At 45.8% G+C, this 13,866-nt stretch carries 7 protein-coding genes; 2 read left to right on the forward strand and 5 right to left on the reverse strand.

Features of this window, described 5'->3' with window-relative positions; genetic code table 11:
* Positions 1-15 precede the first annotated feature (15 nt).
* The 5 genes from DW121_RS11880 to DW121_RS11900 form a co-directional block, all read right to left on the reverse strand.
* On the reverse strand, positions 16-3,048 hold the full coding sequence (locus DW121_RS11880) for a BACON domain-containing protein (RefSeq protein ID WP_118323880.1): 3,033 nt from the start codon (positions 3,046-3,048) through the stop codon (positions 16-18).
* A 12-nt stretch (positions 3,049-3,060) separates the two neighbouring features.
* A complete protein-coding gene (locus tag DW121_RS11885) occupies positions 3,061-4,161 on the reverse strand; it encodes a FimB/Mfa2 family fimbrial subunit (protein WP_118323881.1) in 1,101 nt (366 codons plus the stop codon).
* A 152-nt stretch (positions 4,162-4,313) separates the two neighbouring features.
* Positions 4,314-5,612: an Mfa1 family fimbria major subunit gene (locus tag DW121_RS11890; protein ID WP_117713018.1), complete on the reverse strand. Its 1,299-nt coding sequence runs from the start codon at positions 5,610-5,612 to the stop codon at positions 4,314-4,316.
* A gap of 748 nt (positions 5,613-6,360) precedes the next feature.
* Positions 6,361-7,806 carry a DUF3868 domain-containing protein gene (locus DW121_RS11895; RefSeq protein WP_117713017.1) on the reverse strand — a complete coding sequence of 482 codons (1,446 nt, stop codon included), beginning with the start codon at positions 7,804-7,806 and terminating at the stop codon, positions 6,361-6,363.
* A gap of 22 nt (positions 7,807-7,828) precedes the next feature.
* Complete coding sequence (locus tag DW121_RS11900) at positions 7,829-8,398, reverse strand: DUF3575 domain-containing protein (RefSeq protein ID WP_117713016.1); 570 nt, start codon at positions 8,396-8,398, stop codon at positions 7,829-7,831.
* A gap of 447 nt (positions 8,399-8,845) precedes the next feature.
* Here DW121_RS11900 and DW121_RS11905 point away from each other — a divergent pair, with 447 nt between their 5' ends.
* Together DW121_RS11905 and DW121_RS11910 are read left to right on the forward strand one after the other, a co-directional pair.
* Entirely contained in the window at positions 8,846-9,475 is a 630-nt protein-coding gene (locus DW121_RS11905) for a DUF5033 domain-containing protein (protein WP_117713015.1), read from the forward strand.
* A 229-nt stretch (positions 9,476-9,704) separates the two neighbouring features.
* Complete coding sequence (locus DW121_RS11910; protein WP_118323963.1) at positions 9,705-13,853, forward strand: response regulator; 4,149 nt, start codon at positions 9,705-9,707, stop codon at positions 13,851-13,853.
* The last annotated feature ends 13 nt before the right edge of the window (positions 13,854-13,866 follow it).

Here is a 13,866-nt window from a genome sequence, read left to right on the forward strand (position 1 = left end):
TTCCATTTATCCTTATCAGCCGCGTTGCTGAGTTACTGTAATGCTCTTTTCCGTTCCGTCACTGAATCTGATAACCAAGACTGCCGAGCGCGCTCCGCCTGTATTTCTTTCGGCTGCGGTGAAAGTAATGGTCTGCGCACTTCCTGTTCCGCCTTCGTCCGGTGTCATGGTGAACCAAGATGCTCCCGGGTCTATGACTTCCCATGTTTCTGTGATAGATACCAAGGTTGCAGTTATTGTTGCTCCTGCATAATTTCCTAAGGTGATGGATTCGGGAACCTTGATGGCGTTCTGTATGCTCGATTTCTCATCCTTTATGCAGCGTACAGAGCCTGCGTAGCTTGGCTTGGCGTACAAATTGTTACTGCTTTCTATCAATCTGTGTATATGGCGTCCATTGCCACTGCTGCTGTTCGGTTTACTTGTATCTTCCGCTCCATGCAAGAATAAGGCTCCCGGGCGGGTGGTACCATTCGCATTGATGGAAGAATTGGTCCATACAATACTGTTGACTGTTATACTATATTGATTGTCAATGTGTGCAAATTTATTCATGTTGCCGTCGTATACACCGGATATTGGCAGCCAAGTGGCTCCGGATATTGATTCCGCATTATTCTTTTGACCATAATATTCCCCCCAATACCTATAATAGTAAGTTGGCACTCCTGTTGGTTTAGCACCTCCATTACCAGTGCCTAAGCTGACCCAAAAACCGTACGAGTCTGTATTAGATGGATTTATGTAATTGGGGCTTTTGTTGTTGACATTGTTCGGCCAATATACATTATTTTTATCCCAGTTTGTATTTTCGCTACTGGACCTTCCGGATTTAAACACCACTGAACCTACCGGTGGCACTCTGTATCCTACCGGGCACGGGTCATAGATAGTCTTGTTTCCCGCATCTCTTTCACCATTTGAATCAAAGCCTTTATCCGTTCCCCACAAGAGGGCATAATCTGTACCGGTGAGTGCGCTTCCGCTTAATGTGGTAGGTGCTTTTTTGGCATCTTCTACGGACATGGAGGCTCTACTCCCCCATGGGAATCCGTTAAGATTGGAAGTCGTCATTCTGCTTGCATTCTCAGCTATCGCACCTGCTCCGATGAACGGGTCTTTGCGCCCCCATTGATAGAGCAATCCCAAAGAGGCAAGTCCCGGTTTGGGGCTGAGTGCTCCCAAGTTACGATCCATAAAGGTGTAGCCGGTACTCCATAATTCAAGATGGGAAGCTATTTCTGCGGCATCAACGATACCGTTTCCATTATTATCCATATCCGGACATATCCACAGATGCCATGACCATAGCAATACGCCATTTGCGTCGAATGCACCTATCAGGGCGTTTCCGCCTTTCAGATTGGGTTGGTTGCTGCCGGCTATGTTGCTGTTCCGCTTGCTGAGGTCTATTTGGTATCTTACGATGCCATCTTCGCTAATCTTGGTTTTTCCGTTTTTCGTTTCCAGTTTCACCAGTCCGGCAGCGGTTTCCCATATAATCTTCACATCGGCAGGGGCTATGTTGGGCTCTTGGTCAGCCAAGGGTTTGCCATCGGATATCATGCCGTCCTCGCCATTTCCTTTTACGGTTACGGGCAGGTCTTGCCAGATGTGCGTGCCGTCGTCCGATACGACGTAACAATTGGCTGTTCCTTTACCTTTTTGGCGTACCATGATTACTTTGCGCAGGTTTCCGGAAGTGATGACGAAACTGCCGCGGCGTTGCCCGCCTTTGTTCTCATGAGGAGTAATGAGCACTCCGTTGCCGTCTGCCGTCTTGGCTACGGTGTACCAGCTGCCTGCTTGCGAGCCGGTTTCTATATCCCAACCGTTGTTATGGGTGGTGGTTACGTTTATTCTGTTTCCGCTTTGGTTGTTGGCTGCCATAAGCACGCCGCCCGCATCTACTTTCAGTGTGTACTGCCCGCCTATGCCGCGCATAAATTCGGTGGTCCATGCGGTGATTGTCACTTCCATGCCTACCACTACATGGTCCAGCGCTTCGTCCGGTTCGTCCGTGCCGGGACGTGTCACGCCTGTGATGTCGAAGTTGTAGATGTGGTTACGGATAGCGTTGTAGTAGGTGCTGCCTGTGTTCTTCTCCTTGAAGTCCACACGGTAGTAAGTCTCCGCAGCGCTGCCCTTATAGTAGCCGCCTACTACGAGGCACATCGGTTCTTCGCCGGTGTTGTCCGATTCGGGTACGTATATCTTGTTTTCAATGCTGTAATCGGCATCGGCATTGAATACTATTCCGTTGGGCCGGCCGTCTTTATATCGCGGCATATAAGATACGTTTGCCGGTATGGAAGGCGCAATGATGGTGGGCGAACCTTCGCTGTTGGGTTGCGGTGCGTGTAATGAGCCTGCCAGTCCGCCGGTGCGTACGTAGTACACGCGTACGCTCTTCAACTTGAAGATGTCTGTTTGGTCTTCGGCTTTTACGCCTTGTCCTTTGTTCACCGTTACGTTGATTTTGGATACGGCTCTGTACAACTTTACATCTCCGCTCACAATCTTGCCCTCTTGGGTGGCGATGGTGATTTCACCCCACATGGGGATGGAACGCCGGCTGACGTCCCAAGCAGAAGAGAATCCGTATTCCAAGTCTTGAAGGATGTTGCTCTTGTCTCTGCCTTCTGCGGAGTTCACGATGCTTATGAGGTCGGAGCCGTTCTCCTGTTCTTGCAGGTTGGCCAGTATCAATACGGTGATTTCCGTGTTTACGGCCTCTGCCTTGTTGATGGTGGCGATGAATGTGCCGGCATTGCTCAGTGAATTGTCGAACTTCTCGATACAGGTTCCGCCTGCATTGAAAGCCAGTGCGTATATGTCTTTGATGGCAGTCTCATATTCGGAGTGCGCCGCTTCATCGGGACCGTAGATAAGCCCGCGGGTTGTACCGTTGTCCGTAGGGATGCTGAGTACTAAACTAAGACCGGTCTGCCCGTTGGCAGGATTGTCCACCAGTTGGTCGTCTGCACAAGACGCAAGCTGCATCTGGAGCAGGAAGAGTGCTGCTATGTAGTATAACCAGGTTTTCATTGTCTGTTTGTTTTAGAGGTCAAAGTTGTTAATCTGTACTATCCAGTCGTTAATTTGGATAACGGTCTTAATCATTCTCAGGTTTCCGTCTACAAAAAATATCATCCCGAAACTGTCTTCGCGGTCCAAGTATTCGGAAAGGGGCATATCTATGAAGCCTTGCTCTTTCAGAAGGGCTAAGTAGCCGATGAGCTTGTTGCTTGGAAGCAGTTCTTCGCCGGTCTCGGTGTCCACAATCTTGAGTCGGGGATTCTGGGTGGTGAGCAGGCGGGCGACGCTTATCTCGGCAACGGCGGCGGGATATTCGGTTTCGGTGGAGCCGTCGGTACTGAGGGCTCGGGTTTTGATGCTGGAGTCTTCGGTGACGTACGGTTCGTAGGTCAGCAGGTTGTCATTCAGCAGGGAGTTGTCATAGTTCATGTGGCCGTTGTCATCGTAGATGGCATAGTTGAAGCGGCTCTTGTTGATGGCGCGGGTCACGGGCTTGTCGGTGCTGTTCACTTGGGCTATGACGATGCGTATGGTATTGGTATTCTTTACGAGATCCATGGTGGCTACCACTTGCCGGCGTGCGCGGGTGGTGGCGGTTATTTGTTCGGGGAAAGTAACGTTGGCTATCCGGTCGTGGAACAAAGACGGCAGTGCACGTTTCACGATGTATTCGCCTTCTTCGCCTTCGGCGCGGGTGTTTTCTATGTTGCGGCGTGTCAGTACGGTGAGGTCTTCACGGGTGGAGACGCCGGGGGTGAGCAGGGGTACGGCGAACGATTGGTCGTCCAGTCCCGCCCAGGTGATGAGGTCGTAATTGCCGGGTTCCATGTCTACTGTCATGGCATACTCCCCGGAGGCGAGACGCTCGCCTTCTTCCGTTTTCTGGTAAGCGAGTGTTCCGTCTTCATTGAAAGCATAGAGCGTCACGGTCTTCACTTCTTTGGAGAAGGCGTCCACCTTCTTCATGTTGTAGTCATACTTGAACTTTACTTGGTATTCGATGCTGCAATCGCCTTTGTCGTAATCCAGGATTGAGTCGCAGGATGCCATTGCACCAGCCAATACTGTAAGTTGCAGTATGCTTCTTGCTGATTTCTGTATGGTAGTGAATAATCGTTTCATGCTTTCTGTTTTTAAGGCTTTGATAGAGAATGTTTTGTTTGGTATCAATCTTCAGAGGAAAGAAAGAGAGGGGCGGGGATTCCACCCCTTTCTTTCTACCGGTTTCTTAAGGATTAAGGTTATGAATATATTATAAGAGAGAGTTCCTTTAATTAGAGGTCAAATGAATTGTCGTTGACTGTCCATTCCTCAATAATCAAATCCAACTTCATCATGGTCTTGTCTGCCGCCGGAATAATAGTGGGGAAACCGAGCTTGCTTACACTGTTAATCGCAAGTTTATAAACATTGTTGCGTACGATAACGTTATTGCCTGCTGCTCCGGTATAGATAGGCTGTCTGTAATAGCACATACCACCTTCGTATTTGTAGATATTGATTCCGCCAAACTCGGCAATGCTGCTATCATCGGTTAATTTTAATCCTGTGCCGAAAGCTTCTTTTAATCCTGCGAATGAATATACGGTGTTGTTCCAAACATATACATTGGCATCCTTGACAGCTTCGGTGTCGTTGATGCCGTCAGCAACAATCTGGGCTTTGTAAAGGATAGAGGTAATGCCTGTGCCGTTAGCCGGATTTACGTCTGCATTGTAGTTCTCAAAACAGTAAGTGATTTGAGCGTCGTCTGCAACAGCGTTCATCGGGAGATATTCAAATGCTTTAAATTCACCTGTAAATACAGATGTTTCAATAAATTCAGTGACTTTCTTATCGCTTTGCTCAACAATGTTGGAAGCACTGGTAAGGTTGGTGAATGCGTAACCCTTGAAGTTTACTTTTACTGTTTTATCGAGGGCATTGTCATTGGTTGCAGGCTTGGTAACATCCCATGATGCGGTAGCGGTTTCTTCCTTCAGTTTGGCGGCAATACGGGTTACGGTAACGGTTACGGTAGTAGTCTGCTTTTCTATTAAGTTTGCTACAGCCGGAGTCTCACCGTACATAATGAATGAGTTCTCAGCGTCAGGAACAACACTGCTTGTCAGTTCCTTCAATTTTGCTTCTACGGCTGCCGGTGCCATAACCTGATTATTGATAGTGCCTATTAATGCTAATGCGGCTGCATCCGGATTCATGATGACGTATGCTTTGACTTCGCCGGCAACTACTTCAAACGGAGTGGATTGGTAGTATTTACCGTCACTGCTTGGGTTTGCTTCTGATGATACCGGAGCAAATTCATCTCTGGCTATCGTTTTGGCTATGGCTTTGTCTGTGCCATTCGTATAAGCCACGAATAATAATGCCTGGCTGAAGGTTTGCTCTTTGGCAAGCCCGGCTTCTGTTGCTCTGGTTGCTGCACCGGAGGGCTGATAGGAAAAGCGGAATTGCATTACCGCATTCTTTTCTGCATTGTTGCCGCCGTCTGCAATCGGGTCGTTCTCGTTGCTGCAAGATATCATTGCCATTGCAGCCAGTGTCGCTAAAAATAAACTTCTGAGTTTCATAATCTATAAGTTTTTAGTTGGATAATTATATGCTTTGTCTTTATCTTGTGAAGCCTTGCATTTACGGGCTTCTGCTGAGGGAACATTATTACTTATTATATAATAATGTGGAGCAATTCATGGAGAGCGGGTCTCTGCCGGATTGGTGTGGTAGGATGGAAGTGTCTTATCTGATAAGAACAAGGGCTTCCGTGTGGTGGTCTCTTTATTTTTTCGATATTGTCCGGGTTTTGTTTGTTATATACTCTATTATTTCAATTGTTTTGTTTTTCCTTTTGGGGTATTACAAATATAGCCGCAAATACATTTGGTGCCCGTTGGCGTTCTGGTCAAATAAAGAGGGTGTTTTTGTAAAAAATAAAACCGTTTTTTCGGGGTGGGTATTTTAATCAACGATGAATAATTCACAATTGCTCGCCCGCTGCAGGGGGTGGTGTTTTCAATGCCGGTGTGAGAAAGAAATGAGAACCGGATATGGTGTACATTAGATTCTGATAGGATGCACATCGGAATCTTGTATGATGTACATCATAATCCGGTTTGATGTATATCATATCCGTTTCAGTAGGAATAAAAAAATGAGGTTGTGTCAAAATGTAAAAGTCCTATCAGTCTGTCATTCTGAACGTAGTGAAGAATCTCTTCTCTGCATACATAAGAGAGGAGATTCTTCGTCGCAAGCTCCTCTGAATGACAGACTGATAGGACTTTTACATTTTGACCTCAACCTCAAGTTAAAGGGGTGCTATCAGTAGTTGAGTTTTGCCAGTTCTGCCAGATTAATGTCGGCTTTTTCGGCCAGTCCGGCTTCTTTGGCTTTGTCGAAGTATTGCTTGGCGGTATCCGGATCGCCTTCCAGCATGGCCACCACCCCTAAATTGTTGATTGTTTCAGCCAGATTCGGATTGGCTTTAGCCAGATACTTTTTGGCTGCCGTAAGGTCACCGCCACGTTGCAGTTCCATAGCTGCGGCATTGAGATTGGCGGTAGCGTCATCCGGGAACATGAGTACTGCCACCCGGAAAGTATGGTTGAATTCTTCACTGCCCGGTTCGCAGGTCTGCGCCAAGTTATAGAGCTCTTGCAGGCTCAGCTGTTGCGGACGGGTTTTGATAATCTCACGCGTTTCGTCCACGTCGAATCCGCGTACTTCATAGGAGATGATATAGTCGGAATGACGCAAGGCGGGATAACATTCTCTTAATAGGAAACGATAGTTTTCGCCGCCTACGAAGCGGGCGATACGTTGCTCTTTGGCATCCATGTCGTCTTCTTTGAGGTCGATGATTTGCAGAATTTCATCCTTCTGCGCTAAGGAAGACTTCTCAATGAACTTGCGGAAGCCCGCCCAGTCCTCGGGGGTGGAAGTCATGGACAATTGTTTGTCGGGGAAGTCGTAGTGTCTCCGCACATGGTTCAGCAAAGTTTGGGTACGTCCTCGGGCCAGCCGGGTATTGTTGGCATAACTGCCTTCGGGCGAAGCATATCCGTCGATACGGATGCCGGTAACGACGATGTTGCGGTCGGAGCGGACCGTGTCGATGGTACTGCGTATTTTTTCCAATTCCACTTTGTTGTTACGGTAGGTGGGGTAGATGATGGTTTGGTTCACAGGGTAGTCCAGGAAGGCACGTCCTTCCAGTGCACGACGTTTCACGGGTTCCGCTTTTGGGGTGATGTAAGCAATGGCGGGCTGTACTTTGGCGGGGGTGAGGTTCAGCGTGGTGATGGGATCCAGACTTTCGGCTTCCACTAAGTCCCGGCAACCGCAAAGGTCGGCATCCATTACAAGATTGGCGTTTTTCATCCAACGCTCGTAGGGTATCTGTACCAAATAGTTGACCCGTTGCTCGGTGTGGCGTTTCCGGCGGATAAGAGCATAGGCGTTTTGGGGTACTGTGTTATTGCGTTCCTGCACCAGCGCGCGTCGCCGTCCGTAAACCACCACCGGAGGAAGTAGTTTACTCTGTCCGTCGTGTTCCAGTATCGGGGTGAGCGTGGCGGCACGGTTGGAGGAAATCTTCATGTTTTCCTGCATAATGATGTCCATGGATATGGTAAGACGGTTGTCGTTGCCACGAGTCACGGACTCTTTCTCGATGCGTACTTGGTCTTTGTATACAACGGTGGACTGCGCCTGGGATTTAAATCCCGGCAATGTCGCTAATAATATAAGGTAGATTACTTTTTTCATATTGTCTGTAGAGTTTGTTTATTCAGAATAAATAGATGAGACTGGCGGCTGCCTTGGTGGGACCTAAATAGTTCTTATGTCCCTCGTCTATTTTGTCTCCGCAATCCACGCAGGGATATTTTTCGTATTTGGCCCGGACGTAGCCCACACCGATATTCAGTTCCACGTTCCAGTGTTTTCCCAGAATCCATTGATAGCCGTAGGAAATGCCGGCGCCGTAGAAGTGCCCTTTGAAGCGGTGGTCTTCCAGTTCTTTCCAGAGTCCGAAAGGCATCTTGATGCCCGCCGCCTGATAAATGCCGCCATGGGCATGGATACCCACGAAATGCCCGTTGAAGCGGTCGCAAAACCAATACCTGTACTCGGGTTGGAATGCAAACATCTTGAACATCTTGTAATTGTTCTTTTCCCAAGGATTGTAGTTGAGGTACAAATCCAGAGTCGTTTTCTTGCTTAAACCTATCTCAGCTCCTAAATTGATGGTTTTGGTGATGTCCATCAAAACATTCGTTTTTATTCCCACCACTTGCCCATATAATAAGGTGGAGGCAAACAAGCAAACGGATACTAACAGTTTTCTTCTATTTTCCATATCGAGGAGGTTTTGTTTTGTTTAGCCTAAAGGTAGCCTGATTAGCCGAAACCGCTCGTTGGCGTATTCATCTTTATTCGTTGGTGATTCTTGCAATTGTAATTTCATGACATAGGTGAATTTTGCATGGTGGGTGTTTCTTTCTTTTAAAGAGGGTAAATCATTCCGGCTGGGGCGGCGGTGGATTTACACCTTATGGGTGAATGAAATACGGGTGGTGGTATTTGGATAAGTTGTATATTTTGTGATAAACGCTTGTATAGTGCGTGTTTCATTCAAAAAAGAGTGGTGATTTGTTCAAAATTCATTGGGAAAAGTTTGATTATCTGAATAATATACCTATGTTTGCGGCATATATAATGAATAGCGGTCCCCTGAGGAATACAAACAAAACGATTTTCAGGTTTTAGATTAAACAAACTAACAAACATTTTAGGAGGACCCTTTATGAAGAAGATTTATTCTTTAATATTGTCAATGGTTATGATGTCGGGATTGGCATCATGCACTGCAAGCCAAAATGATGAAGACCTAACGGATACAACTTCTGTATTCCGGTCTGCAATGGATATTTACGGAGTAGAATATGCTTCGGATAATATCTCCGATAAAAACAATATCCCTTCCATACTTGCCGAAGATATGTGTGCCGTGCTTGAGACTTTGCGGCTGAATAGCAATACGCAGCAGAACTGCATCCGCACTTCGGACAATTCTTATGAGAAAGTTATAATGAACGGAACTTACCAAGCCGTTACCCGCTCTTCGGGCAACGAGGATTTTGCATTGAGTGTGGCGTTAAAGTTCAGTATTGAAAAAGGGCAGGTATATTACTGGGGTACGGATTACTCTTATTCTTCCGGTTTGTTCGACTGGTCGGCACAAGGTTTGTCTCTTTCTCCCCAAAAGGATGCTGATGGCTATACTTATGAATTTGAGTCGGAAACTTTCCTTTATTTCAAGGTGAGCGATGAGGCTGATACTATTGTAAGAGTGCCGGTTGTCTTCAGGGGAAGTTATAATTTTCGGACAGAGCAAGGGCAATATTATTTCAAGTTGTTAAAATATAGTAGATAATACAGCATTATATTCGGCTGTATAAAGATGAGGAATGCAACAAAAACAGACAAACGCGAGTCGGGACTGGCAAATGCTTCCCGGCTCTTTTTTTGTTATCTTTAAATCTTGGCACTGTTTTTTTAGGATATAATTGTTTATTTATTAATAAAAATTGTATTATTATTAATAAAGTTTTATATCTTTGTTACAGATAACCATATGGCTATTGCGTTCTAATACCTACTATATGAAGAGAGGCTTGATAAAAAAAATACTGTTGATACTTTGCTTGTTCGGAGCCTCGTATTCAGTCAAAACTTATTCCGCTACCGGATATTCGGTACCTGTATCCATGAAAGATGGATTGAACAATAATACAGTTTATGATATTCATTATTCTGCCGATGGCTTTGTGTGGTTTGCTACAGACATGGGCATCAGCCGTTATGACGGGTTCAGGATACGTAATTTCCCGTTAATGTCTTCTAAGGGCGGGGATGCCTTTACTCCCGTATCCCGTGCCGTATGTGAAATTATGGAAGGAACGGACGGCCTGTTTTATCTTCGGCTTTTGGAAGGGGGAATGGTTTGTTTCGATTCTGTCAAAGAGAAGTTTCTGCCGGTTTCTTTTAACGGAATATCGCATGATTTTGAACTTCTTTCTTTCTGCCCGGTCAGCCGGGGGCAGTTCTATTTGGGTACTACTACCGGACTATATTCGGGAACAATGAGACCGGATGAAAATGGTGATTCGGTTATTATCTCTTTGTCTGAGGAACAATCTGTAAAAGGAGCGGTTTCTCAATTGACCTCTACGGAAGAGGGGGTCATCTTTGCTTGTGTGAATCGTACAAAGGTAGTGGCTTTCGATATCAGCAGTGCAAAGGCCGAGTACCTTAAAAACGGAGGAAGGCAAGAGATTTCTAAACTTTACTGGCGGGACAACTATCTTTGGATTTGCTTTTCCTATACGGATATAGAACTGTATAATCTAAAGCAAAAGTCATTTCACCGTCCCGTATTGCCGGATGAGTACAGGAACTTCCTGTTAGGCACTTGTATAACAGATGTCGTATCTTCCGGAACAGGTGATTACTTTGTGGCTACTTGGAACGGCCTGCTTTCACTGAACTTTAAGTCGACGGACTTGGGCAGGGCCACTTGTTCTTTGGATTATCTGAATCAACAGGCTCCCCACCCAATGAAACAGAAAATCACAAATCTGCTTTGGAATGAAAAGTGGGGAATGTTGTGGGTAGGCACGTTCGGAAACGGATTGTTCAAAATGTATAAACACGATAAAACATTCTATTCTTTAGATAAAACATTCAACTCGGAGGTTGTGAGGATTGAGGAAGATCAGAAAGGATACGTATGGATATTGACGGATAAGGGAGAATTGCTGAGGAGCACCTCAAATAATATTACGATAGAGACTTCCTTTCTGCCTTGGACTAAAGGATTGAAACGGGATGAAACTTATCGGATGTACAAAGACAGGAACGGTATCTTGTGGTTGGGTGATACACATGGCGGTGTGGTAAGCATTAATCCTTTTACGGAAGAAGTGACCGTCTTTGCGTTACTCCCTCAAAAGGCAACCGATTTTTCGGAAGCTGTATATGCTTTCTGTCTGGACTCCCGGAATCGTATGTGGGTGGTTACGGCATCTCGTTTGCTTCTTTTTGATTATAAAAAGAATGAAAGCCGGATAGTACACCTTGAATATGAAGGGCGGAAGATTAAGAAAGTGAATTCAATAGAGGAAGATAAGGAAGGCAATATCTGGCTGGGAACGGATATCGGACTCAAGCGTATGGAGGTAGTGGGAAAGGCTGTCTATTTATTTGGCGATTATGAACAAAGCGCCGGTTTGGAAGTCTCTCCGGTCTATTCTATCTATGTAAACAGCTATAATCAGATACTGGCTTCTTATACAGATAAGGTAGTCCGCATTGACGGACGTGAGAAGAATAAGGTGGAAAAGGTGTTTACCTTGCTTAATGGTTTATCCAGCAGTCATGTGTTTTGCATGGTAGATGATAACAACGGAAATACATGGGTGGGGAGCAACTCCGGGGTGATGACTATCCGTAATGATCAGGATATACTTTATAACTATGCTTCTTTCGGTTATTCCAAAGATGTTTGCAGGTTGCACAACGGTCTTTTGTTGTGGGCAAGTTCTTTGGGACTGAGCCTTTTCGATCCGCAGGTAGTAAAGGTGGAGAGACATAATGGCAATCTGAAATTGTCGGAGGTATGGATAAACGGTGAAGCTGTATCTGTGGGAGAGAAAGTGAACGGACGGGTAGTGTTGTCCGTGACCCCGAACAGGCAGAACGATTTTGTGCTGGGCGCAGGGAGTAACCGGTTTACTTTTTATTTTTCGGACTTAAAATACGGCATCATGCAGTGCAAGCAGGCCTATCGCTTGCAGTCTGATGAAGAGTGGAAGATAGGACGCTTGGAAGATGGAGTTTCTTTTAAAAATCTGTCTCCTGATGATTATGTGTTGCAGGTGAAGCTGATTTACCCGGATGCCAGCGAAAGCGAAATAACTGAAATCCCTTTTTCGGTGAGGACTTATTGGTGGAATTCTTTCTGGATTAAGTTGTTTGGTGCGCTTAGTGTATTGCTGCTGTCGTATGGCATCTATAACTATATAGTACGCAAGGGAAAGAGACGGAATATACACCGTGCCCGTGAGCGGGCGTTGAGAGAGAAACTGAATCTGGTGCGAGTAAGGCGGGAGAAAGAGTCTGAAATAGAAATGATGAGAAATCAATTGCTCAGAAGGTTTGTGGAAGAATTACGCACTCCGTTGTCCTTGATTATGGCTCCTCTGAAGGAGATGTCGAGAGAACAGAATTTGCCCGCAGGTACTTTGTCGAAATTGCATGTGGCGTATCGCAATTCATTAGGTATGCTTGATGCTTGCGACCAGTTGCTGGCTATCTATACTCAGGGCTCTCTGTCTGATAAGTTGAAAGTTGCACCCTATGCTGTAGACAGGTTGGTGGATAAGGTTATATTTGCAGTAAGTGAGTTGATGAGGATTAACAGAATAGATTTTAAGTGTGACAAGAGGATTAAAAAGGACATGGAAGTATGGGTGGATCGCGAGCGTATAAATTTTGTGTTACGCAACTTGCTGACAAATGCTTTTAATCATATACGCTTTTCGGGAGTGGTACGTCTCTTGTTGCAGGAGATAGTACGTGACGGCGTGCGCTACTGCATAATCACGGTTGAAGATAATGGAAAAAGCCGGGTGAGTACAGTGGATAAAGGATTGCGCCCCGGCCTTGCGGATGTTGAGTTGGGCTACGGTGTAATGGAAAAAATCCTTCAGCTTCATCATGGGGCTATTACTTTGAAGAGCTCCGAAGGAGAAGGGACGGAAGTTATTGTGGAACTTCCTGCCACTAAGGAAATTCTTCAGGATGATTCGAATATCCTGTTTATAGAGCCGGAAGCTGAGGATGTACAAGAAGAAAAGGATTCGTTAGCGCCCGAACAATTACAGGAAGTGCCTGTGCCCGTGCCGGAAGATACGGTTAGACGAATGGCATCGGTATCCGAACCGTCGGCAACACCCCCTGTCTGTAAAGAGAGGAAAACGCTTCTTATTATAGAAGACCACAAGGATATTCGTCTTTACTTGAAGATTCTTTTCGGTAAAGAATATGATTTATTGATTGCTACGAACGGGCAGGAAGGTGTGGACATGGCAATCAAAGAACTTCCGGACTTGATATTGTGCGATATAATGATGCCTGTGAAAGACGGTTTTGAATGTTGCCGCGAAGTGAAAGAGAATCTGGATACTTGTAATATACCTTTCATCATGCTGACTGCCAAAGTAGAAGATGAAGATGTAATTCATGGTTTGGAATTGGGAGCGGACGACTATATACTGAAGCCCTTCACACCGGGTATTTTGCAGGCAAAGGTGCGCAACCAGATAAACGCGCGCATGAGCCTGAAACAGATGTACACTAATTTGCTGATGCCTCCGGGAGATAATGTCGGCGAAGTGGATGACGTGGAAGAGAAAGTGAAGAAAGAAGATCCGTTTATAGCTTCTGTAGTGAAGATTATAGAGGACAATATGTGTGAGGCCGATTTCAGTGTGAGGAAACTGGCTCAGGAATTGAACATGAGCCAGCCTACCCTTTACAGGAAGGTGAAGCAAAGTACGGACTTTACCATTATAGAATTGATTCGCGGCGTGCGTATGCGCAAAGCTGCCGTATTACTGAAACAGAAGATGTATGCAGTGCAAGAGGTCGCCGAAATGGTGGGCTATAATGATATTCCTACTTTCCGCAAACACTTTGTAGATACATTCGGGACGACTCCTTCTACCTATCCTAATTCGGAGAATACATAAGTTACTATTTCCC

It is taken from the genome of Bacteroides sp. AM10-21B, assembly GCF_003472565.1.
Lineage (GTDB): Bacteria > Bacteroidota > Bacteroidia > Bacteroidales > Bacteroidaceae > Bacteroides > Bacteroides propionicigenes.

Excerpts from the sequence above, each read along its gene's own strand:
- DW121_RS11890 (WP_117713018.1), bottom strand. The coding sequence starts at position 5,612 with ATGAAACTCAGAAGTTTATTTTTAGCGACACTGGCTGCAATGGCAATG.
- DW121_RS11905 (WP_117713015.1), top strand. The coding sequence starts at position 8,846 with ATGAAGAAGATTTATTCTTTAATATTGTCAATGGTTATGATGTCGGGA.
- DW121_RS11880 (WP_118323880.1), bottom strand. The coding sequence starts at position 3,048 with ATGAAAACCTGGTTATACTACATAGCAGCACTCTTCCTGCTCCAGATG.
- DW121_RS11885 (WP_118323881.1), bottom strand. The coding sequence starts at position 4,161 with ATGAAACGATTATTCACTACCATACAGAAATCAGCAAGAAGCATACTG.
- DW121_RS11895 (WP_117713017.1), bottom strand. The coding sequence starts at position 7,806 with ATGAAAAAAGTAATCTACCTTATATTATTAGCGACATTGCCGGGATTT.
- DW121_RS11910 (WP_118323963.1), top strand. The coding sequence starts at position 9,705 with ATGAAGAGAGGCTTGATAAAAAAAATACTGTTGATACTTTGCTTGTTC.
- DW121_RS11900 (WP_117713016.1), bottom strand. The coding sequence starts at position 8,398 with ATGGAAAATAGAAGAAAACTGTTAGTATCCGTTTGCTTGTTTGCCTCC.